Annotated in this window: 14 protein-coding genes and 2 pseudogenes; 8 read left to right on the forward strand and 8 right to left on the reverse strand. The window is 76.5% G+C overall.

The genetic code is table 11. The annotated features are described in order from the left end of the window. Nucleotides 1-10 precede the first annotated feature (10 nt). From ACH5AR_RS20130 to ACH5AR_RS20155, 6 genes and pseudogenes are all read right to left on the reverse strand, one after another. Entirely contained in the window at nucleotides 11-718 is a 708-nt protein-coding gene (locus ACH5AR_RS20130; RefSeq protein ID WP_396302793.1) for a helix-turn-helix domain containing protein, read from the reverse strand. Beyond that, nucleotides 715-2,877 (reverse strand): hypothetical protein, encoded by a 2,163-nt coding sequence (locus ACH5AR_RS20135; protein WP_396302794.1) that lies wholly within the window; start codon nucleotides 2,875-2,877, stop codon nucleotides 715-717. The genes ACH5AR_RS20130 and ACH5AR_RS20135 overlap by 4 nt, the downstream gene beginning before the upstream one ends. Nucleotides 2,878-2,884: 7 nt before the next feature. Beyond that, nucleotides 2,885-3,217, reverse strand: coding sequence for a helix-turn-helix domain-containing protein (locus ACH5AR_RS20140; protein WP_396302795.1), 333 nt, complete (start codon nucleotides 3,215-3,217; stop codon nucleotides 2,885-2,887). Between the two features lie 105 nt (nucleotides 3,218-3,322). Then, nucleotides 3,323-3,931, reverse strand: coding sequence for an RNA 2',3'-cyclic phosphodiesterase (gene thpR, locus ACH5AR_RS20145; RefSeq protein WP_396302796.1), 609 nt, complete (start codon nucleotides 3,929-3,931; stop codon nucleotides 3,323-3,325). Between the two features lie 112 nt (nucleotides 3,932-4,043). After that, nucleotides 4,044-4,169 (reverse strand): annotated as a pseudogene (locus tag ACH5AR_RS20150) (carbohydrate-binding protein); the annotation flags it as partial. 12 nt (nucleotides 4,170-4,181) lie between these two features. Then, a pseudogene (locus ACH5AR_RS20155) lies at nucleotides 4,182-6,086 on the reverse strand (M4 family metallopeptidase); the annotation flags it as partial. Between the two features lie 826 nt (nucleotides 6,087-6,912). Here ACH5AR_RS20155 and ACH5AR_RS20160 point away from each other — a divergent pair. The 7 genes from ACH5AR_RS20160 to ACH5AR_RS20190 all read left to right on the forward strand — a co-directional run bounded on the left by ACH5AR_RS20160 (nucleotide 6,913) and on the right by ACH5AR_RS20190 (nucleotide 18,850). After that, nucleotides 6,913-8,292: a PLP-dependent aminotransferase family protein gene (locus ACH5AR_RS20160; RefSeq protein WP_396302797.1), complete on the forward strand. Its 1,380-nt coding sequence runs from the start codon at nucleotides 6,913-6,915 to the stop codon at nucleotides 8,290-8,292. Continuing rightward, nucleotides 8,289-9,425: a 3,5-dihydroxyphenylacetyl-CoA synthase DpgA gene (gene dpgA, locus ACH5AR_RS20165; protein ID WP_396302798.1), complete on the forward strand. Its 1,137-nt coding sequence runs from the start codon at nucleotides 8,289-8,291 to the stop codon at nucleotides 9,423-9,425. The genes ACH5AR_RS20160 and dpgA overlap by 4 nt, the downstream gene beginning before the upstream one ends. A 21-nt stretch (nucleotides 9,426-9,446) precedes the next feature. Beyond that, nucleotides 9,447-10,130 carry an enoyl-CoA-hydratase DpgB gene (gene dpgB, locus ACH5AR_RS20170; RefSeq protein ID WP_396302799.1) on the forward strand — a complete coding sequence of 228 codons (684 nt, stop codon included), beginning with the start codon at nucleotides 9,447-9,449 and terminating at the stop codon, nucleotides 10,128-10,130. Then, entirely contained in the window at nucleotides 10,127-11,458 is a 1,332-nt protein-coding gene (gene dpgC, locus ACH5AR_RS20175; protein WP_396302800.1) for a (3,5-dihydroxyphenyl)acetyl-CoA 1,2-dioxygenase DpgC, read from the forward strand. The genes dpgB and dpgC overlap by 4 nt, the downstream gene beginning before the upstream one ends. A gap of 68 nt (nucleotides 11,459-11,526) precedes the next feature. Beyond that, entirely contained in the window at nucleotides 11,527-11,808 is a 282-nt protein-coding gene (locus ACH5AR_RS20180) for an MbtH family protein (RefSeq protein ID WP_396302801.1), read from the forward strand. Continuing rightward, nucleotides 11,805-13,835: an ABC transporter ATP-binding protein gene (locus ACH5AR_RS20185; RefSeq protein WP_396302802.1), complete on the forward strand. Its 2,031-nt coding sequence runs from the start codon at nucleotides 11,805-11,807 to the stop codon at nucleotides 13,833-13,835. Before ACH5AR_RS20180 ends, ACH5AR_RS20185 begins: the two co-directional genes overlap by 4 nt. After that, nucleotides 13,832-18,850: an amino acid adenylation domain-containing protein gene (locus tag ACH5AR_RS20190; RefSeq protein ID WP_396302803.1), complete on the forward strand. Its 5,019-nt coding sequence runs from the start codon at nucleotides 13,832-13,834 to the stop codon at nucleotides 18,848-18,850. The genes ACH5AR_RS20185 and ACH5AR_RS20190 overlap by 4 nt, the downstream gene beginning before the upstream one ends. A 71-nt stretch (nucleotides 18,851-18,921) precedes the next feature. Here the strand turns inward: ACH5AR_RS20190 and ACH5AR_RS20195 are convergent, their stop codons facing one another. Then, complete coding sequence (locus tag ACH5AR_RS20195) at nucleotides 18,922-19,923, reverse strand: DUF4190 domain-containing protein (protein ID WP_396302804.1); 1,002 nt, start codon at nucleotides 19,921-19,923, stop codon at nucleotides 18,922-18,924. Between the two features lie 536 nt (nucleotides 19,924-20,459). Here ACH5AR_RS20195 and ACH5AR_RS20200 point away from each other — a divergent pair. Beyond that, nucleotides 20,460-20,891 (forward strand): helix-turn-helix domain-containing protein, encoded by a 432-nt coding sequence (locus ACH5AR_RS20200; RefSeq protein WP_396302805.1) that lies wholly within the window; start codon nucleotides 20,460-20,462, stop codon nucleotides 20,889-20,891. A 16-nt stretch (nucleotides 20,892-20,907) separates the two neighbouring features. On the opposite strand, the gene ACH5AR_RS20205 is transcribed toward ACH5AR_RS20200, so the two are convergent. Next, nucleotides 20,908-21,510, reverse strand: coding sequence for a ClpP family protease (locus ACH5AR_RS20205; RefSeq protein WP_396302806.1), 603 nt, complete (start codon nucleotides 21,508-21,510; stop codon nucleotides 20,908-20,910).

Below are 21,510 nucleotides of genomic sequence, written 5' to 3' on the forward strand. Positions count from 1 at the left end.
GCGCCGGGGCTCAGCGGTTCCGGCCGGGGACCCAGCCGCGGACTTCGAGGTACCGGATGTCGGCGTCTTCGACGGCGCGGCCGGTCTCCACCAGCCAGGCCTTCATGGCCTCGGTGACGTCGCCGTGGTGGTCGGCCACCCGCCGGGACCACTCGGCGGCGTCGAAGCCGCCGGTGGAGGCGGAGCCGTAGGTGCGCTCCTCGGTGCCGTCGGCGCGCGGGACGAAGCCGCGCCGCAGGCCCGCGGAGTCCTCGTCCGAGCCCGCGCCGTAGACGTACTGGTCGGCCTTCATCCTCACCGTGAAGGCGAGGCGGCCGCCGGCCCGGCCGGTCTCGTGGACGACGGGGGCGAGGTGGCTCGCGCCGGACCTGATGGCCTGCCGGCCGGCGCGGCCGGCCATCGAGCCGCCGGCCTCGCCGACGGTGTCCTTGCCGCGGACCCGGGCCCGCTGCCCGCTGCGGGTGCGGCGGCGGCTGGTGTTCGCCGCGGCGATGGCGGCCAGCGCCTGCTCGTCGCGCTCGCCGCCCCGCACGGCCTGGACCAGCCGGTGCAGCGCGCCGACCATGCTGGCGCCCTTGCCCTTGGTGAAGAACTGGGAGACGAGGGAGGCGTCGCGCCCGAGCATCGCGGCGACCTGGCGCCTGGTGTAGCCCTGGTCGATGAGCTCCTGGGTCAGGCGGGCGGCCTCGTTCGGCCGGCTCGGGTCGGCGGGGCTCACCGCTCCCCCGCGGAGGCGAGTTCGGCGCGGCCCCGGCCGCGCAGCTTGAGGTACTGCTCCTGGCTGGTGGGGTGGTCGAGGGGGCCGCTCAGGTGGCCCTTGAGGAGGTAGTCGCCCACCTCGCCGCGGTAGGGCCAGGGCTGGCGCTCGGTCAGGGCGATGCTGTCGGTGCCGAAGTAGACGACCGTGCCGGGCCTCGCGTGCAGGGCGCCGGCGTGGCCGACGACCTCCTTGCCCTGGCGGTACTTCGTGTCCAGCAGCGCCGCCCGGGCGCCGGACCACACGTAGGCGGCCCACTCGGGGTGGGCGTACGGGTCGCGGGAGAAGCCGGCCTGCCGCTGCCAGGTCACCACCCCGCCGTCCTGGCCGAGGATCTCCGCCCCGGCCGGGAGCGCCTCGCCGGCCGGGGTGGTGCCGGAGACCAGGCGCGGGCGCTGGGCGAAGCCGCCGAGGCCGAACAGCAGCACCGCGCGCACGGCGCGGGAGGCGAGGTAGGCGGCGGTGCGCTGGCGTTCGTCGGCGTGGGCGCGGGAGAGGCCGGTCAGGTCGGCCCAGGCGGCCTTGAGGCGCTTGCCCCACTCGTCGAGGGGCTTGCCGTCCTCGAACAGCAGGCCGCCGAGGATCTCGACCTTCCAGGGCATCAGGTGGTTGGCGAGGGCGAGGTGGACCTCCGCGCCGCCCGCCCAGGTGGTGAACGTGGTGCCGGGCTCGGCGGGGTAGGTCCAGGCGCGGTCCCCGGTGACGGGGGCCGGGAGCAGGCCGACGTGGTTCCAGCCGGGCGGGACGGTGACGCGCACGTTCCAGTGCGAGCAGGACATCAGGGCCCTGGTCTGCTCCGCGCCGCTCATCGCGGCGAACGCGGCGGCGGTGACGCGGGTGGGGGTGCCGACCGGGGACTTCCACAGGTGCTTGGCGTAGGCGAAGGTGCGGTCGTACTCGACCAGGGCGGGCAGTTGCTCGGGGACGCGCGGGGGCAGGAGCAGTTCGGTGCGGCCCTGGCCGCCGGTGGCGTGCAGCAGGCCGCGCAGTTCCTCGGACAGGACGGGGTAGCCGCCGGCCCACTTGCCGGTGGTGGGGATGGTGCGCGACCACAGGTCCCGGCCGGTCTGGCTCGGGGAGCCCATCAGGACCGCGTCGTCCCAGTGGCGGCGCAGCGCCTGCCACAGCAGGGTGAAGGCCTGGCGGCAGGTGGCGACGTCGGCGCCGTCCGGGTCGAACCACTCCCCCATGGAGCGGATCTCGGTGCTGCCGCTGTCCGGGGCGGCGGCGGGGGCGTAGCGGCCGACGGGCTGGCGCTGGTGGACGAAGTGGCCGGCGAGCTTGTCGCGGCCGGAGCCGACGGCGGTGGTCCACCGCTCGCAGGGGGTGTTGAGCCAGGCGGCGACGGCGTCCTTGAGGGTGGGGTAGCGCTCGGCGCCGTCGTGCCAGGGGGCGCCGGCGGTGATGTAGACGCGCTCGGTGCCGGGGGCGGCGGCGAGGACGGCGTCCAGGATCTCGCCGGGGGTGCGGGTGCCGAGGTCGAGGCGCACGGTGCGGTCGCGCACGGCGAGGTCGCCGGTGGCGGCGTCCAGGAAGACGGTGCTGCGGGTCTGCTGGGTGAAGCGGGGGCGCTTGGAGGCCAGGCCGGTGGTGGCGGCCTCGAACCGGGCGCCGGGCGGGCCTTCGGGGAGGGTGGGCAGTTCGCGCGGTGCGGCGGGTGCGCTCTGTCCGGCGGGGGCGGGGGCGGACGCGGCCGCTGGGGGCGGGGCGGCCTGTACGCCGGGTTCCGTCTGCCCGGGGGCGGGGGCGGCCTCGGTGGCGTCGGTGGCCGGCTCGGCGGCGGGGGGCTCGGTGACGGGTTCGGCGGCGGGGGGCTCGGCGGCGGGGGCGGGTTGCGCCGCGGGCGCCGGGGCGGGCGCGGCGGCGCGGACGGCGGCCGGGGTCGGGTCCAGCAGCGGGGCGATCCGTACCACGTCGCCCACCGACAGGCCGGAGGCCTTTGCGACGGCCGCGGCCTGCGCGCCCTCGTAGCCCGCGAGCCCGGCCACCCGGCGGGCGCGCTGGGCGGTGAGCTTGTCCAACTCCTTCTGCGCGGCGGCGACGGCCTTCTGGGCGGCCGTGATCCCGGTGCGCAGCTCGCGCAGGCCGGCGAGCTCGGCGGTGTAGGTCTTGCGGTCCATCAGGGTGTCACTGCCCCTCGGTGGCGGGCTGGTCGGCGGTGTCCAGGGGGCGGGCCCGGCGGGCGGGGGCGAGCCAGCCGTCCGGGCCGCGGGTGCCGTGGATGTCGGCCAGGCCCGCGAGGAGGAAGGCGTAGGCGCCGCGCCGGGGGGCCCGCGGCCGCGCGGTGCCGTTCTCCCACTTGGCGAACGTCTCCCGGCGGGTCCCGAGGGCCTCGGCCACCTCGGCCTGGGTCAGGCCGGCGGCCTTGCGCAGGCGTTCGCGTTCGGCCGGCTCCGGCAGGTCGCCGCCGTCGCGGGCCTTGGCCAGCAGGGCGTCCACCGCCGCGAAGATCTCGGACATCGCGTTCCTTCCGTCTCCGGGAACGTAGCACGGGAGCGCTCCTCGGGGCAGCACTCCTCCTCGCATGGAACGTCGCTGCGGTGACCGCATCATGCGCTCATGGCGTCAGGGCCGGGTGGCGTCGCGGTCCTCGGCGGCGGTGCCCAGGGGCCAGGCCCGGATGTCGCGGTAGCGGATGGGGCCGGGGCCGCGGGCGGTGTCGCTGCCGACGAGGTGGAGGCGTTCGGTCCGCCACGTCCGGCCCGTGAAGCCGGTGAGGCCGGCGGCGGCCCGCGGGACGCTGTGGGGGTCGTCGCGGCGGGCGCGCGCCAGGGTCAGGTGGGGTTGCAGGGGGCGGTCCCGGAAGCCGATCCCGTGGGATGCGACCAGGTCGCGGACGTCGGCGGCGAGGGCGTGGAGGGCGCGGAGGTCCCCGTCGACGCCGGTCCACAGCAGCCGGTGGTCGAAGTGGCCGCCGCCGCGCAGGCTCAGGTGCAGCGCCGGGCGGCGGGCGGCGAGGGCGGCCAGGGCGGCCTGCAGCGGCGGCACGGCCGTGGCGGGCTGTTCGCCGAGGAAGGCCAGGGTGATGTGCCAGTCCTCGATCCGGTTCCAGCGCAGCCGCGGGTACCCGGCGTAGGCGGGGCGCAGGGCGCGGGCCAGTTCGTCCTTGGCGTCGTCGGGCGGGGCCAGGGCGATGAAGACGCGCAGGGCCGGGGGGTGGGGGTGTTCGTGCACGAGGGGCGAGGGTAGCCGAGGGGCGGGTCCGTGCGCGCGTGGCTGCGCCGCGGTCCGTCCCCCTCGACGGGCCGCGGCGCAGCGGTTCGGTGGGTGGCGTGGGGCGCCTCGGTCAGACGGCCTGCCACAGGGCGGGGACGTTCGGGGGTTCCCAGCCGACGAGGGCGGTGTGGCCCTGGAGGCAGCGGTAGCTGACGCCGTTGTAGGTCACGACGTCGCCGGCCTGGTAGGTGGTGCCGGCGGTCCAGGTGCCGCCGGGGTTGGGGGTGCCCCCGCCGCCGACGGTGAGGCTGTACTGGGCGGTGTGGGTGGTGGCGCCGGCGGTGCCGGTGACGGTGATCTGGTAGGTGCCGTTGGCGGCGGTGGAGGCGGCGGTCAGGGTCAGGGTGGCGGAGGAGCCGGCCTGGACCGTGGTGGGGTTGAGGGTCGCGGTGACGCCGGCGGGCAGGCCGGAGGCGGTCAGGGCGACGTTCTGGGCGGTGCCGGAGGTGACGGCGGTGTTCACGGTGGCGGTGGTGGAGGCGCCGGGCTGGACGGATCCGGAGGCCGGGTTGAGGGAGAGGGAGAAGTCGCTGGTGCCGGACGGCGTGCAGGTCGGGTCGCCGCTCTGGGCGGGGACGCTGACGGCGTCCCAGGCGGCCTTGGCCCGGTTGTAGAAGGTGCACGAGGGGTCGAGGCTCTTGGCGGCGGTGAGGGTGGCGGTGCGGTAGCGCTTGTAGGTCATGCCGCTGGTCTTCAGGAGCATGCCGCCGTAGAAGACCCGGCCGGCGTCCTTGATGCCGATGCCGGTGACGGCGGAGTTGTTGCAGGTCGGGCTGGTGGGCTTGCCGCCGCCGGGGTTGGAGCCCTCGGCGAGCAGGTAGAACCAGTGGTTGAGCGGGCCGGCCGCGGCGTGCTCCTCGGTGCTCGGGATGGACGCCGAGTAGCAGTTCGGGTTGTTGCCGACGAGCGAGGGGTTGTACATGTTGCGGATGGGGCCGTTGCCGACGAGGTTGATCATCTCGCCGACGGTGTAGTCCGGCGAGTCGTAGGGGGCGGGCTCGTTGGCGTAGGCCTCGGTCAGCGCGCCCATGATGTCGCCGGTGGCCTCGCCCAGGCCGGACTCGTTGTTGGCCCCGCCGGGGGTGTACTGGTCGATGCCGTGCCCGAACTCGTGGCCCACCACGTCGATCGAGGCGATCCACTTGTTGGCCTGGCTGTGGCCGATGGATATCGTGCTGCCGTCCCAGTAGGCGTTGACGTCGTTGAGCCCGACCTTCACCGGCCAGCTGCCGCCGTTGCCGTTGTGCCCGTTGCGCCCCAGCCAGTCGCGGAGCATGTCCCATTCCTTCTGCGCCGCGAACATCGCGTCGCCGCAGCCGGTCTCCTTGCTGGAGGCGCTGCCGGTGCCCCAGGAGTCGCCGGACTTGGAGAACACCTGGCCGGTGCCGTAGTCCGCGCACGACAGCCCGGGGCGGTTGGGGTCGCGCAGCGAGTACGAGCCGCCGGAGTTCGTCGTGCTGATGGTGACCGGGGCGGGGCCGTTCCACTCGCTGTTGACCGTGCCCGCCCGGACGTCGTCGTAGCTGTCGACGACCTCGCCGGTGGTGGCGTCGACGAAGACGTGTAGGCGGCTGGGGGTGGTGCCCCGGTGGCCGGCGAGCACGGTCTCCCAGGCCAGGCGGCCGCCGTTGCCGTCCTTGACGCGGACGACCAGGCGGCGGGTTTCGACGGAGTCGACGGCGGCGAGCCTGGTGCGGGCGGTCTTCTCGGCCTGCTGGGCGCTGATCCGGGCCTTGGTGGGGGCGCCGACGGGGCCGGTGGCGGCGGACTGGAGGGCGCGGACCCGGCCCTGGGCGTCGGCGAGGACGACGGCGTCGCCGCCGACCACGGGCAGCCCGTGGTAGCTGCGCTCGTAGGCCACGGAGTAGAGGCCGCCGACCCAGGGGGTGACGTCCTTGCGCTCGTAGGTCTCGTCGGGGCCCTTGGCCAGGGCGTCCAGGCCGGCCGCGGCGGCGGTGTCGGCGGCGTTGACGGCGGCGGCCAGGGCGCTGGGCGCCGGGGTGGGGGCGGGCGCGGCGGTGGCCGGCCCGGCGGTGGCGGCGATCGTGGCGGCCAGGACGGTCAGGGTGGTCGCCGTGGTCAGCAACCGGCCTGCGGAAACTCTGCGTTGCATCGAGGCTCCTCGCGTGTGGGGGTCCTCGACCGCGGACGGCGAAGGCTGGTGGCGCACCGCTGGGCCGGTGGTGGGGACGGCCGTGCGGGCCGTCCGCGCTCGGGTGCCCGAACACTCACACGGCGTCATGCTCGGGTCAATGCCTGGTGCGCGTGAGGCGGGCGGTTGGCGAATTCCGTCAAGCCGGCCGGTGCGGCTCCGCACCGAGCTGGGCTTTTCCTCCAGTGGTTGAGACCACGTCAGGTGACGGCCCGGCTACCGGGCGGGGCGGGCGGCCGGGCCCTCCGGCGGGCGGCCGGGGTGCCGGGGCGCGCGGCGGGCGCGGGCGCCCGGGCCGCCCCCGGGGCACCGGGCGCCGCCGCCCCGCCCGGCGGTCGCGGAGCGTGACGGGAGGGAAACCGACAGCGCTTGACAGGCCCTTGCCCGGGGGCGCGTACTGGTACGAGGACAAACAGCAGACAGGGCCCTGTGCTCCAGGTATCCGTCGGGTACCGGTGGCCGGTGCGAAGCGGCGCCAGGGCGTACCGGGATGCTGCCCGGCACCCTCGCGTCGTGGTTCGGCCCGGTGCTCGGCTGCGCTGTCGCGCGCGGGCGGTGCGCCCGTGGTGGGCGTCGCCGGGCCGGAGTGCGCGGGCCCTCTCCGAGGGGCCGCCATGAGGTCGACGTCGACAACACCCGGTGTTCGAACGCGGGAGGACGGGACCGGCGATCCGCCGGTGGGACGCCGCCGGATCGTCGCGCTGCCGTGCGTCCTCCACGCGAGCCCTGGCATCCGCCGTACGACGGGGTGCCCTGCCTGCGGCTCGTCCACGGAAAGGCGGGCATCATGGTGCTCGATTCGTCCACGCTGCACTCGAGCATCGAGGACCCGGTCCTCGACCGGATGAACTTCCTGAACGAGGTCACGTTCAGCTACCCGGACGCGGTGTCCTTCGCGCCGGGGCGCCCTTATGACGGCTTCTTCGAGGTCGAGGACGTCCACGCCGACCTGCGCCGCTACGCCGCGTACCTGGCGGAGCGGGGCGCGGGGCCGGAGCAGGTGCGCAGCGCGTTCTACCAGTACGGGCCGGCCGCGGGGCAGATCCGGGAGCTGGTGGCGTACTGGCTGCGCCGGGACGAGGGGCTGGAGGTGGCGCCCGAGGCGGTCGTGGTGACGGTCGGTGCGCAGGAGGCGATGTTCCTGGTGCTGCGGGCGCTGTTCGCGGGGCCGCGGGACGTGCTGCTGCTGGTGACTCCCTGTTATGTCGGAATCATCGGGGCGGCGCGGCTGCTGGACGTCCCGGTGGTGGCGGTGCCGGAGCGCGAGGGGCGGCTGGTGGCGGCGGACGTGGAGGCGGCGGCGGCGGCGCAGCGGGCGGCGGGCCGGCGGCCGCGGGCGGTGTACGTGGTGCCGGACCACGCGAATCCGAGCGGGTCGACGCTGGACGGGGCGCAGCGGGAGGCGCTGCTGGAGGTGGCGGGGCGGTGCGGGCTGCTGGTGCTGGAGGACAGTCCGTACCGGTTGAGCGGGCCGGGGCCGCGGCGGCCGATGCTGAAGGCGCTGGACCGCGGCGGGTGCGTGGTGCAGCTGGGGACGTTCTCCAAGACGGTGTTCCCGGGGGCGCGGGTGGGCTACGTGGTGGCGGACCAGGAGGTGCGGGACGCCCGGGGCGGGGTGCGGCTGCTGGCGGCGGACCTGGCGAAGGTGAAGAGCATGGTGACGCTCAACACCTCCTCGCTGAGCCAGGCGGTGGCGGCGGGGGCGGTGCTGGGGGCGGACGGGCGGCTGTCGGTGCTGAACGCGCGGGCGGCCGAGCACTACCGGCGCAGCATGGCGGCGACGCTGGCGCAGTTGGAGCGGTGGCTGCCGCCGGGGCGGCGCCGGGAGCTGGGGGTGGGGTGGAACCGTCCGGACGGGGGTTTCTTCCTGACGCTGCGGACGGGTTTCCGTACGGGTACGGCGGCGTTGGAGCGTTCGGCGCGCGAGTTCGGGGTGCTGTGGACGCCGATGGAGTTCTTCCACCCGTTCGGCGGGGGCGAGCGGGAGATCCGGCTGTCGATCAGCTACCTGACGCCGGAGCAGGTGGTGGAGGGGGTGGCGCGGCTGGCGCGGTTCGTGGAGGTGCTCAGCGGTGAGGCGCCGGACGGCGGGCCGCCCGGCGGGCCGGGGGGCGGGGTGCCGGCGGCGGCGGGGCCGGGGGCCGCGGCGGGGGGTGGGGCGCGGTGAGTGCGGCCCTGGACCGGGCGCCGGCCGCCACGCTCCCGCACATCCTGGGCGTGGGCACGGCCGTGCCGCCGGAGCACTACTCGCAGGAGGAGCTGCTGGACCTGTTCGGGATCACCGACCGCAAGGTGCGCTCGGTGTTCCTGCTGGGCTCGATCCGGCAGCGGTCGCTGGTGCTGCCGCCGGCGGCGCCCGACGGATCCCGGGTGCGGGAGAGCCAGGGCGACCTGCTGGACAAGCACAGGGCGTGGGCGGTGAGCATGGGGGCGGAGGCGCTGCGGCTGTGCCTGAAGCGGGTCGGGGCGGACCTGTCGGAGGTGGCGTACCTGTGCTGCGTGACGTCGACGGGCTTCCTGACGCCGGGGCTGAGCGCGCTGCTGATCCGCGAGCTGGGCATGGACTGGCACACCGCGCGGGCCGACATCGTCGGCATGGGCTGCAACGCGGGGCTCAACGCGCTGGCGGTGGTGGGCAACTGGGCGGCGGCCAACCCGGGCCGGCTGGCGGTGATGGTGTGCTCGGAGGCCTGCTCGGCGGCGTACACGATGGACTCCACGATGCGCACCGCGGTGGTGAACAGCCTGTTCGGCGACGGCGCCGCGGCGGTGGCGGTGATGTCCGGGCCGCAGGACGGCGAGGGGCCGCGGGCGGCGCCCGGCCCGCGGCGGGAGCAGGAGGGGGGCCGGCCGCTGGAGGGGCCGCGGATCCTGCGCACCGCGAGCGTGACCGTCGTCGACGCCATCGACGCGATGCGCTACGACTGGGACCGCGACCAGGGCCGCTTCAGCTTCTTCCTGGACCCGCAGGTCCCCTACCTGGTCGGCGCGCACGTCGAGGAGGTCGTCGACCGGCTGCTGTCGGGCACCGCGGTGCGGCGTGACGACGTCGCGCACTGGCTGGTGCACTCCGGCGGCAAGAAGGTCATCGACGCGGTGGCCGTCAACCTGGGGCTGACCCGGCACGACCTGCGGCACACCATCACGGTGCTGCGCGACTTCGGCAACGTCTCCAGCGGTTCGTTCCTCTTCTCCTACGACCGGCTCCTCCAGGAGGGCGTGGTCCGTGACGGCGACTACGGCGTGCTGATGACCATGGGGCCGGGTTCGACGATCGAGTCCGCGCTCATCCAGTGGTGACCCAAGGCAAGGGAGACCGCCATGCCCGTCAACGCCCTCCCGGAGGGGCCCGTGCTGCACGTGGACGGCAGCCGGGAGATCTCGGCCGAGCTGACCGCCGCCGTCGTCGCCCTGTGCGACGAGGCGGAGAGCGCCGGGGCCGACACCGTGTGCCTGTTCGTCTCCGGCGCGCCGAGCGGCGAGGAGGCGGCGAAGGCGGCCGACGTCGCCGCCGTGACGAAGTGGGAGCGGGCGGTGCGGCGCCTGGAGCGGCTGCGCGTGCCCACGCTGGCGGCGGCCAGCGGGGAGTGCGGCGGCGTGGCGCTGGACCTGCTGCTGGCCTCCGACGTGCGGGTGGCGGCGCCGGACCTGCGGCTGCTGCTGTCCTTCCACGGGCAGGCCACCTGGCCGGGGATGGCCGGGTTCCGGCTGGTCCAGCAGCTCGGGCTGGCCCGCGCGCGGCGCACGGTGCTCTTCGGGGTGCCGATCACCGCCCGCGAGGCCCTGGAGCGCTGCCTGGTGGACGAGGTGAGCCGGGAGCCGGGGCGCGCCCTGGCGGCGGCCGCCCGGCTGCTGCGCCACCTGTCCGGGCCGGAGCTCGCGATCCGGCGCCAACTGGCCTTCGACGCCCAGTGGATGAGCTTCGAGGACGCCCTGGGGCCGCATCTGGCGGCCTGCGACCGCTCGCTGCGGCGCAGCCGGGCCGCGGACGGGGTGACGGCATGAGCACGACGGGCACGGCGGGTACGGCGGCGGGCGCGGTGTCCGGCGCGGCGGTGGTGCGCGGGCCCGGGCGCGAGGGGGGCGCGCTGGAGCGGGCCGCGCGGCGGCTGGCGCCCTTCCCCGGCCCGGGGCCGCTGGACGCGGCGGCGCGCGCGGCCGCGGAGGAGGCGCTGGAGGCCGGCCGGGCGCAGCGCACCGCGTTCCTGGAGCGCCACGCGGAGGCGCTGTACGACCGGCTCACCGCGGGGCGGGTGCTGCGGCCGCGGCTGGCGGAGCTGGTGGAGGGGGTGGGGGCCGTGGTGCCGCACCTGGTGCCGACGCCCGCGCAGCTGCGGGCGGAGCGGGCGCTGCCGGTGGCGCGGCGGCTGGGCTACGAGGTCGACGTGGGGGTGTTCCTGCGGGGCCTGCTGCGCTCCCCCGCGGCCGGCGGGCACCTGATGGACTCGATGCTGCGGCCCACCGGGCGCGCGCTGGGGCTGCTGGGGCGGTTCCGGGCGCAGGGGGTGGTGCGGATGGAGACGACGCTGCTGGAGCGGCGGGCGGGGGTGGCGCGGATCACGATGTGCGCGGGCGAGCGGCTGAACGCCGAGGACGAGCAGCAGGTCGACGACATGGAGACCGCGGTGGACCTGGCGCTGCTGGACGGCGGGTGCCGGATCGGGCTGATCCGCGGCGGTGTGATGACGCATCCGCGGTACGCGGGGCGGCGGGTGTTCAGCGCGGGGATCAACCTCAAGCGCCTGCACGCGGGCGAGATCACGCTGGCGGGGTTCCTGCTGCGCCGGGAGCTGGGGTACCTGCGCAAGCTGATGCTGGGGCTGCGCCCGCAGGAGGAGTCGTGGCGCTACCCGTTCACGGACATGCCGTGGGTGGCGGCGGTGGACGGGTTCGCGATCGGCGGGGGGATGCAGCTGCTGCTGGCGGTGGACCACGTGCTGGCGGCGTCCGACGCGTACCTGAGCCTGCCGGCCGCGCAGGAGGGGATCGTCCCGGGGGCGGCGGACTTCCGGTTGCCGGCGGTGACCGGGCCGCGGTTGGCGCGGCAGATCGTGCTGGGCGGGCGGCGGGTGCGGGCGGACGAACCGCAGGCCGCTGCGCTGGTCGACGAGGTCGTGGAGCCGGACGGGCTGGACGGGGCGGTGGAGCGGGCCCTGGAGCTGCTGGACGACCCGGCCGTCACGGCCAACCGGCGGATGGTGAACCTGGCGCTGGAGTCGGCGGACGCCCTGCGCGCGTACCTGGCGGAGTTCGCCGTCCAGCAGGCGCTGCGCGTCCACGCGGCGGACGTGCTGGGCAAGGCGGGGCGTTTCGCGGCCCGCCCGCCGGGGTGAGGGCGCGCCGTGCGCGCCGCGGCCCGCCGGTGGGCGGCGGGCGGTATCCGAACGACAGAGGAGACGTGATGAGCAGCCCCTTCGACGACCCGGACGCCCCGTACCTGGTGCTGGTCAACGCGGCGGGGCAGTACTCGCTGTGGCCGGCGTTCGCGCAGGTGCCGGCCGGGTGGCGGGTCGCCCGTGGCCGGGGTGCGCGGGACGAGTGCCTGGCGTACGTCGACCGCGTGTGGACCGACCAGCGGCCGCGGGACCCGCACGCCCCGCCGCCCGGCGGGGCCGCGCCGCACGGCGCGCAGGTGCCGGACGCCGAGCAGGCGCCGCACGGCGGGCAGGTCGTCGCGCCATGACGAGCGGCCCGGGCCCGCTGATCACGATCCGGGCCACCCCCGGTGACGGGACGCAGCCGGCCCGGGGGCAGGTCAGGCCCGGCACCGCCCGGCGGATCCTGCCCTACCTGCGGCCCTACCGCCGGCAGATCGCGGCGCTGCTGGCCCTGACCGTGCTCGACGCCCTGATCACCGTCTCCACGCCGCTGCTGTTCAAGGAGCTGATCGACCGCGGCATCGTGCCGCGCGACCGGGGCGTGGTGGCGGGCGCGGCCGCGGCGGTGGCGGCCTTGGCGCTGCTCCAGGCCCTGGTGGGCTTCCTGGTCAGCCGCAGCTCGGCGCGCGTCGGCGAGGGGCTGATCTACGACCTGCGCACCGAGGTGTTCGGGCACGTGCAGCGCCAGCCGCTGGCGTTCTTCACCCGCACCCAGACCGGCTCGCTGGTGAGCCGGCTGAACACGGACGTGATGGAGGCGCAGCAGGCGGTGACGGTGCTGCTGTCGAACGTGCTCTCCAGCCTCCTGGTGCTGTGCCTGGTGGTGGCCACGATCTTCTACCTGTCCTGGCTGGTGGGGCTGGTGGTGCTGGTCACGGTGCCGCTGTTCGTGCTGCCGGGTCGGGTGGTGGGCCGGCGGCTGCAGCGCAACCTGCGCACGTCGATGCAGTTGGACGCGGAGCTGGGCTCGCTGATGCAGGAGCGGTTCAACGTGGCGGGGGCGCTGCTGGTCAAGCTGTACGGCAGCCCGGAGCGCGAGGGCCGCGGCTTCGCGGGGCGGGCGGCGCGGGTGCGGGACGTGCGGGTGGTGACGTCCGTCTACGGGCGGATGCTGCTGGTGACGGTGACGCTGCTGGCCTCGCTGGCCACGGCGGTGGTGTACGGGGTGGGCGGGGAGCTGGTGGTGTCCGGGAGCATCCGGATCGGCACGCTGGTGGCGCTGGCGACGCTGCTGGCGCGGCTGTTCGGCCCGATCAACCAGCTGTCCAACCTCCAGTCGAACTACCTGACCGCGCTGGTCTCCTTCGACCGGCTGTTCGAGGTGCTGGACCTGCGGCCGGCGGCCGGGGAGCGGCCCGGGGCGGTGGCCCTGGCGTCCGCGCCGGCCGGCGGGGCCCCGGAGGTGGAGTTCGAGGACGTCACCTTCCGCTACCCGACGGCGGCCGAGGTCTCGCTGGCCTCGCTGGAGACGCTGTCGCTGCCGGCGCCGGAGCGCCCCGACGGCGTCCAGGCGCTGCGCGGGGTGAGCTTCCGGGCGCCGGCGGGCCGGCTGACCGCGCTGGTCGGCCCCTCGGGCGCGGGCAAGACCACCGTCAGCCAGCTGGTGGCGCGGCTGTACGAGCCGACCTCGGGCACGGTGCGCATCGGCGGGCACGACGTGCGGGAGCTGTCGCCGGCCTCGCTGCGCGACACCGTCGGCGTGGTCACCCAGGACGCGCACCTGTTCCACGACACGATCCGCGCCAACCTGCTCTACGCGAAGCCGGACGCCACCGAGGCGCAGCTCGTCGAGGCGCTGGAGGCCGCGCAGGTGCGGGAGGTGGTGGAGGCGCTGCCGGACGGCCTGGACACCGTCGTCGGGGACCGCGGCTACCGCTTCTCGGGGGGTGAGAAGCAGCGCCTGTCGATCGCCCGGCTGCTGCTGAAGAAGCCGTCCGTGGTGGTGCTCGACGAGGCCACCGCGCACCTGGACTCGGAGTCCGAGGCGGCGCTGCAGAAGGCGCTGTGGACGGCGCTGGCCGGGCGCACCGCGCTGGTGGTCGCGCACCGGCTGTCCACGATCCGCGAGGCCGACCAGATCCTGGTGCTGCGGGGCGGGCGCGTGGTCGAACGCGGTCGGCACACCGAACTCGTCGGCGCCGGCGGCCTGTACGCGGAGCTGTACCGCACCCAGTTCGCCGACCCTCCCGCGCCGCGCCCGCAGGCCGGGCCCGCCCCGGCCGACGGCTACGGCGCCCCGCCCCCGCCGCCGGGCGGCGGAGGGCCCCTGCGCCTGCTGCCGCCGCCGACGGCGGCGCCGGGCCCGGACCAACCCGAACGGAGAGCACGATGACCCAGCTGACGGTCGAGGACGTGTGGCCGCTTTCCCCGCTGCAGGAGGGGCTGCTGTTCCACGCCTCGTACGACCAGGACGCGCCCCGGGACGTGTACGTGGGGCAGCGGATCCTCAACCTGGAGGGCCCGTTGCGGCCCGAGGTGCTGCACGCCTCCTGGCAGGCGCTGCTGGAGCGGCACGCGAGCCTGCGGGCCGGCTTCCGCTCCCGTGCGTCCGGCGACACCGTCCAGGTCGTCGCCCGGGGCGTGCGCGTCCCGTGGACGTACGCGGACCTGGGCGAGCTGGGCGAGCGGGAGGCGCGGGAGGAGGCCGGGCGCCTGGCGGCGACCGACGCGCGGCGCTTCGACCTCGGCATGCCGCCGCTGCTGCGGGTGCTGCTGCTGCGTGCCGGGCCCGAGCGGCACCGGATGGTGGTGACGATGCACCACATCCTGATGGACGGCTGGTCGCTGCCGATCATGTTCGACGAGCTGTGGACGATCTACGACAACGGCGGCGACGCCTCGGTGCTGCCGAAGGTGCCGCCGTACCGCGACTACCTGGCCTGGCTGGGGCGCCGGGACGCCGAGGCCGGGCGGGCGGCGTGGCGCGCGATGCTGGCCGGGACGCAGGAGCCCACGCTGGTGGGCCCGGCCGACCGCAGCGGGCCGCCGGTGATGCTGCGGCACGTGGTCGAGCGGATCGGCGAGGACCTGACCGGGCGGCTGCGGGAGACCGCGCGCGAGGCCGGGGTCACCCTCAACCGGGTGTTCCAGGTGGCGTGGGCGCTGCTGGTGGGCAAGCTGTCCGGGCGGCTGGACGTGGTCTTCGGGGCGACCGTCTCGGGCCGGCCGGCCGAGGTGCCGCAGGCGGACCGGATGGTGGGGCTGTTCATCAACACGGTGCCGGTGCGGGTGCGGCTGGAGGCGGCCCTGCCGTTCCGCGCGGCCATGGCGGCCGTGCAGGAGCAGCAGGCCGCGCTGCTCGACCACCAGCAGCTGAGCCTGCCGCAGATCCAGCGCGCCGGGGGGCCGGGCGCGGTGTTCGACACCCTGATGGTGTTCCAGAACTACCCGCGCGGGCCGATGGCGGCGCCCTCCGCCGGCCCGGGGCGGCCCGCGGGCGCCCCGGTGCCGCCGGGCGAGGGGCTGGGCGGCACGGCGCTGCGCAGCGGGGAGCAGGCGGGCGGGCCGCTGACGCCGCCGGCCCCCGAGCCGGAGCCGGAGCCGGGGCCCGCCGGGGAGTCGAAGGCGCCGCCGATGCCGGCCTGGGTCTCGCGGCGGGGCCCGGCCGGGGTGCGGGTGTCGGCCGGCGGCGGCGAGGAGGCCGCCCACTACCCGCTGACCGTGGTCGTCACCCCGGCCGAGGACACCGAGATCCGGTTGGACTACCGGCCCGACCTGTTCGACGAGCGCACCGCCCGCGGCCTGGTCGACCGGATGCTGCTGGTGCTGCGCCAGGTCGCGGACGACCCGGACGTGCCGCTGGGCCGGCTCGACGTGCTGACCGGCGAGGAGCACCGGGACCTGGACGGGGCCGGCGGGCGCACCCGCCGCGAGCTGCCCGACGCGACGCTCGCCGAGCTGTTCGAGCGCCAGGCGCGCCGCGCCCCCGAGGCGGTGGCCGTGGTGGCCGGGGACACCGAGCTGAGCTACGCCGAGCTGGACCGGCGGGCGAACCGCCTGGCCCGCCGGCTGGCCGGGCTCGGGGTGGGCCCCGAGACGCTGGTGGGCGTGGTGGCCGAGCGCTCGCCCGAGCTGGTCACCGCGCTGCTGGCGGTGGTGAAGGCCGGGGCGGCGTACCTGCCGATGGACGGCCGGCACCCGGCCGAGCGGCTGGCCGCGGTGGCGGCGCAGGCGGGCGCGGCCGTCGTGCTGGTGGACGGGGCGAACGCGCGCCGCGGCCTGGCCGGGGAGGCGCTGTTCGCCCCCGCCCGGGTGCTGCTGCTGGAGGCCGGGGAGGCCCCCGCGAACGGGAACGGGGACGGGCCGGACGGGGCCTTCCCGGCGGTGCCGGTGCGCCCGGAGAACCTGATGTACGTCATCTACACCTCCGGGTCCACCGGCAGCCCCAAGGGCGTGGCGGTGACCTACGGCAGCGTCCTGGCGTTCTGCCTCGACGAGTGCTGGTCCGGCGAGACCCTCCAGCGGGTGCTGGTGCAGGCCAACCACGCCTTCGACGCCTCCACCTACGAGATCTGGACGACGCTGCTGCACGGCGGCCGGCTGGTGCTGGTGCCGCCCGGCGACATCGACACGGTCGAACGCGGCCGGCTGATCGCCGCCCAGCGGGTGACCAACGTGCACGCCACCGCGGGGCACTTCCGGGTCCTCGCCGAGCAGGCCCCGCACATCTTCGGCGGCGTGCGCGAGGTGTCCACCGGCGGCGACGTGGTGTCCGCGAACGCGGTGCGGGCGCTGCTGCGCTCCCACCCCGGCATGGTGGTGCGCACCACCTACGGCCCCACCGAGACCACGGCGTTCACCACCCAGCTGCCCTTCAGCGACCCGGACGCGGTGCCCGACACGGTGCCGCTGGGCCGGCCGATGGACAACACCCGGGTGTTCGTCCTGGACGCGTTCCTGCGGCCGGTGCCGGTCGGCATGACCGGCGAGCTCTACCTCGCCGGGGCCGGGCTGGCCCGCGGCTACCTGGGGCGCCCCTCGCTCACCGCGGAGCGCTTCGTCGCCTGCCCCTTCCCCGCCGAGGGCGAGCCCGAGGGCGCCCGGATGTACCGCACCGGCGACCTGGCGCAGTGGACCCCGGACGGGCAGCTGCTGTTCCTGGGCCGCGCCGACGAGCAGCTGAAGATCCGCGGGTTCCGCGTCGAGCCGGCCGAGGTCGAGGCCGTGCTGGCCGCGCACCCCGGCGTGGCCCAGGCGCTCGTGGTCGCGGTCGAGGACGGCGAGGGCCGCAAGCGCCTGGCCGGGTACGCGGTGCCGGCCGGCGGCGGGGAGGAGGGCGGCCCCGACGGGCGGGAGCTCCAGGAGTACCTGGCCGGGAAGCTGCCCGACTACCTCGTCCCGGCGTCGGTGACGGTGCTGGCGGCGCTGCCGGTGACGGCCAACGGCAAGCTCGACCGCTCGGCCCTGCCGCAGCCCGTCTTCTCCGGGAAGGCCGACGGGCGCGAGGCCGCCACCGACGCGGAGGAGCTGCTGTGCCGGCTGTTCGCCGAGGTGCTGAACCTGGAGAAGGTCGGGCCGGAGGACGACTTCTTCGTGCTGGGCGGCGACTCCATCACCTCGATGCTGCTGGCCGGGCGGGCCGGCAAGGCCGGTCTGGCGATCTCGCCGCGCCAGGTCTTCGAGCTGTGCACGCCCGCGGAGCTCGCCCGGGTCGCCGAGCCGGTGGCCGGGGCCGGCGCCGAGCGCGCCGAGGACGTCCCCTACGGCCCCGTCCCGTGGACCCCGGTGATGCGCGAGGTCGCGCGGCGGGCGGGGACGCCGGCGCGCGCCGGCAGCCAGGCGATGCTGCTGACCGCTCCCCCGGGCCTGACGGCCGGGCAGCTGACCGCCGTGCTCCAGGCCGTCCTCGACCGGCACGAGGTGCTGCGGGCCCGCCTGGAGGAGGAGCGGGAGCAGTTGGTCGTGCCCGAGCCCGGCGAGGCGGGGGCCCCGGACGCGGCGGACCTGGTGGCCCGGGTGGACGCCGCCGGCCTCGACCGGGAGCGGCTGGACGCGCTGGTCGACGAGCAGGCCGCCGCCGCCCAGGCCGCGCTGGCGCCGCGGGAGGGCGTGATGCTGCGGGCCGTGCTGCTGGACCGCGGCCCGGGCCGGGCCGGCCTGGTGCTGCTGACGGCCCACCACCTGGTGATCGACGGCGTCTCCTGGCGGGTGCTGGTCCCCGACCTGGCCGTGGCCCACGCGGCCCTGGCCGGCGGCGACGGCGACGCCACGGCGGCCCTGGCCCCCGAGGCCACCTCCTTCCGCCGCTGGGCCGAGGCGCTGGCCGAGCGGGCCCGGGCCCAGCAGACGGTGGACGAACTGCCGGACTGGCGGCGGGTGGTGGACCGCGTCGAGGAGCCGCTGGGCGAACGGGCGCTGGATGCGCGGGTGGACACCGCGGGCGGCGGGCGCTCGCGCGCCGAGCTGACCGTCCCGGCGGCGACGGCGGGGCCGCTGCTGGCGGCGCTGCCCGCCGCGTTCCACGCCGGGGTGGACGACGTGCTGCTGGCCGGGCTGACGGCGGCGCTGCGCGAGTGGCTGCGCGCCCGGGGCAGGGCGGTGCCGGAGGGCTTCCTGGTCGACCGGGAGGCGCACGGCCGGGTGCCGCTGGCGCCGGACATGGACCTGACCCGGACGCTGGGCTGGTTCACCGCCGTCCACCCGGTGTGGCTGGAGACCGGGCCGATCGACCCGGCCGAGGTCCGGGCCGGCGGCGAGGACGCGGCGCGGCTGATCAAGCGGATCAAGGAGCAGCTGCGCCGGCGGCCCGGCGAGGGCCTGGGCTACGGCCTGCTGCGGTGGGTGAACCCGGCCACCCGGGCGGTGCTGGAGCCGCTGGCGTCGCCGCAGATCGGGTTCAACTACCTGGGCCGGTTCGGCGGGTCCGGCGAGGAGGCGGGCTCCCTCGGCGCGGACGCCGCGGACGCGGGCACCGCGGACGCGGGCACCGCGGACGCGGGCACCGCGGACGCGGCGGACGCGGGCGGCGGGCGGCCGTGGACCTCGGCGGGCGAGCACGTGATGCCCGGCGGGGTCGACCCGGCGGTGCCGCTGCGGCACGTGCTGGAGATCAACGGCCGGGCCCGGGAGACGTCCGGGGGCCCCGAGCTGTCCTTCGCCCTGGAGGCGCCGGCCGCCCTGCTCGGCACGGCGGACCTCGACGACCTCGCCGAGCGCTGGAGGGCGGTGCTGGAGGGCCTGGTGCGCCACGCCGAGCAGGGCGCCGGCGGCCACACCCCGTCGGACTTCTCGCTGATCTCGCTGGGCCAGGAGGACATCGACGAGTTCGAGTCCGCCTTCGGCGGCGGCGGGGACGGGCAGGACGGGCATGAGGGGAAGGAGGGGCAGCAGGACGCGGACGGCGGGTGACCGGCGCCGGACGCGCGACACGGCCCGCGGATCCCGCGGGCCGTGTCGGCGGTGTCGGCGGTGTCGGCCGGTCAGCCGGCCGAGCCGGTCCAGGTGACGGCCCTGGGCCGGCCGTCGACGGCGCGGTCGAAGCGGACGGTGAACGGGTCGGCGCCGTCGCCCGGCAGCGCGTACGCGGTGAGCCCGTCGGCCTGCGCGCCGGCGGCCAGGGACCTGCCGAGCAGCTTCATCCGCCCGCTGCCGTCGATCAGCATGAAGACGAGGTTGCCCTTGGCGTCCTTGACGGTGGGCATCCCCGACCCGTAGAGCGAGACCTCCGCGGGGCCGGTGTTGACGACGGTGAGCCTCAGCTGGACGACCCTGGCGCCCGGGGGGACGTCGCCGACGAGCCCGCGCGGGGTGTACGGCTCGGGCGCGGCCAGCGTGACCGTCAGGCCGTCCGGGTAGGTGTAGGACTGGCCGAAGGACAGGCTCCGGGCCTTCAGGTCGGCGGCCTCCTTCTGCTGCTCGGCCTCGATCCGCGCCTTCTCCCTGGCCAGCCGCTCCTGGGCGGACCTGGTCGCGGCCTCGGAGCGGGCGCGGGCGGCGTCCGCCTCCTGGCGCCGCTCCTGCTGGGCCTCCTGCACCCGGGAGACCACGAACACCCCGGTGCCGACCGAGACCAGCAGGCCGGTGACGCCCAGGACCACGCCCGCCAGGGCCATCGCCCGGTTGGCCGCCAGGCCCCTGCGCACGTACCCCAGGGCGACGGCGCCGAAGACCACGGCCAGCAGGGCCGGCAGCCAGGACAGCCAGAACAGGACGATCGTCACGCCGAGGACGACGCCGACGATCCCGAGCACCAGGGCCGCGATGCCCATGCCGTTGCGCGGCTGCGGCGCCGGTGCGGGCAGCGGGTAGGCCGGCCAGTACGGCACGCCGGGGGGCAGGCCCGGCAGCTGACCTGGGATCGGGCCGGGGGGCGCGGCGGGAGCGGCGGCGGGCCCGACCGGGCCCGGCGGCGCCCACGGGTCGGCGGCGGCCGGGCCCTCGGCGGGCTGCGGGCCGCCGTCGGGCGGGACAGGAGCAGTCATGCGGGTCCTTCGGGAGACGTCGGGGTGGCGGGCGGCCGTCCGGCGCCGGGGCGAGGTCCTCCTCCCGGCTCCCCCGCGGCAACGGCCCGCCCCCCGCACGACGGCCGCCGGTGCGGGGCCGCGCCCGTGCGTCGGCCCCCGGGGACGGGACGCCGACAGGGCCGGCGAGTGATCAACATACCGGGGCCCGGAGACGGCCCGGCGACGCGGTCCTCCCCCGGGGCCCGGCCCGCGACCGGGCGGCGGGCGACACGGAGCGCGCCGCCCGCGTCCCGTTCCGCGCGTTCCGCACCGTTCCGCGCCGATTCGTCCGTTTGGCCGGTCGGATCGGGGTGAGAAGAGGACCGGGCGGGACCGCGACACGGCCCGGACGGCGTTCCGTTCCGCCGTCCGGGGCCCTCCCGCCGCCGCTCAGAGCCCGGCCGCCGTGACGACCACCGACCGGCGGCCGGGCGGGGCGCGGGAACGGCGGCGCTTCACCCAGGGCAGAACGCCGGCCCCTTCCGCCGGGGCGCGCTCTCCTTAGGGTGGGACGGGTGAGCACTCAAGCGCCGAACGAAGCCCGCGTCATCCCGCTGCGCCCGCAGGCCCGGCCGTCCGCGCCGGCCGCGCCGGACGGGCCCGCCGCCCCGCCGACCCCCGTACGGCGGGAACCCCTGTGGCGCGACCTCGTCGGCGACGTGCTGCGGCGCGAACGGCTCGCCCAGGAGCGGACGCTGAAGGACGTCGCCGAGGCCGCCCGGATCTCGATGCCGTACCTGTCGGAGCTGGAGCGCGGACGCAAGGAGGCCTCCTCGGAGGTGCTCGCGGCCGCCGCCCGGGCCCTGGGGCTCGGCCTGGCGGACCTGCTCTCGCTGGCCCAGGACGAGCTGGCCCGCCACGCCGCCCCGGGCCGCACCGGGCGCGCCGTCCGGGCGGGGCGGGCGCCGGCCGGTCGGCGCCACGACGGCCTGTGCCTGGTCGCCTGAGCGCGGTGACGGCCGCTCAGGCCGGGTCGTGCCGCCGGCTCAGCACCCGGTCGGCGATCCCGTAGGCGACGGCCTCCTCGGCGGTGAGCACCTTGTCGCGGTCCAGGTCCGCGCGCAGCGTCGCCGTGTCGTGGCGGGTGTGCCGGGCCAGGACCTCCTCCACCTGCGCGCGGATGCGGACCACCTCCTTGGCCGCGAGGCTGAGGTCGGAGACCGTCCCCTGCCGGCCGCCGCTGGCCGGCTGGCCGAGCAGCACCCGGGCGTGCCGGAGCACGAACCGGCGCCCCGGGTCCCCGCCGGCCAGCAGCACCGCCGCGGTGGAGGCCGCCTGGCCGACGCAGAAGGTGGAGATCGGCGCCTGCACGAAGGTCATGGTGTCGTAGATCGCCATCAGCGAGGTGAACGATCCGCCGGGCGAGTTGAGGTAGATCGAGATCTCGCGTTCCGGGTTCTCCGCCTCCAGGTGCAGGAGCTGGGCGATGACCACGTTGGCGACGGAGTCGTCGATCCCGGTGCCGAGGAAGACGATCCGCTCGTTCAGCAGCCGGCTGAACACGTCGTAGGAGCGCTCGCCCTGCGCGGTGCGCTCGATGACGTAGGGAACCGTGTACGCGCCCAT

This window comes from Kitasatospora sp. NPDC018619, from assembly GCF_044391605.1.
In the GTDB taxonomy this organism is placed as follows: domain Bacteria; phylum Actinomycetota; class Actinomycetes; order Streptomycetales; family Streptomycetaceae; genus Kitasatospora.

Excerpts from the sequence above, each read along its gene's own strand:
- ACH5AR_RS20160 (WP_396302797.1), top strand. The coding sequence starts at position 6,913 with ATGGTGCTCGATTCGTCCACGCTGCACTCGAGCATCGAGGACCCGGTC.
- ACH5AR_RS20140 (WP_396302795.1), bottom strand. The coding sequence starts at position 3,217 with ATGTCCGAGATCTTCGCGGCGGTGGACGCCCTGCTGGCCAAGGCCCGC.
- ACH5AR_RS20135 (WP_396302794.1), bottom strand. The coding sequence starts at position 2,877 with ATGGACCGCAAGACCTACACCGCCGAGCTCGCCGGCCTGCGCGAGCTG.
- dpgB (WP_396302799.1), top strand. The coding sequence starts at position 9,447 with ATGCCCGTCAACGCCCTCCCGGAGGGGCCCGTGCTGCACGTGGACGGC.
- ACH5AR_RS20205 (WP_396302806.1), bottom strand. The coding sequence starts at position 21,510 with ATGGGCGCGTACACGGTTCCCTACGTCATCGAGCGCACCGCGCAGGGC.
- ACH5AR_RS20185 (WP_396302802.1), top strand. The coding sequence starts at position 11,805 with ATGACGAGCGGCCCGGGCCCGCTGATCACGATCCGGGCCACCCCCGGT.
- ACH5AR_RS20195 (WP_396302804.1), bottom strand. The coding sequence starts at position 19,923 with ATGACTGCTCCTGTCCCGCCCGACGGCGGCCCGCAGCCCGCCGAGGGC.
- dpgC (WP_396302800.1), top strand. The coding sequence starts at position 10,127 with ATGAGCACGACGGGCACGGCGGGTACGGCGGCGGGCGCGGTGTCCGGC.
- ACH5AR_RS20180 (WP_396302801.1), top strand. The coding sequence starts at position 11,527 with ATGAGCAGCCCCTTCGACGACCCGGACGCCCCGTACCTGGTGCTGGTC.
- ACH5AR_RS20190 (WP_396302803.1), top strand. The coding sequence starts at position 13,832 with ATGACCCAGCTGACGGTCGAGGACGTGTGGCCGCTTTCCCCGCTGCAG.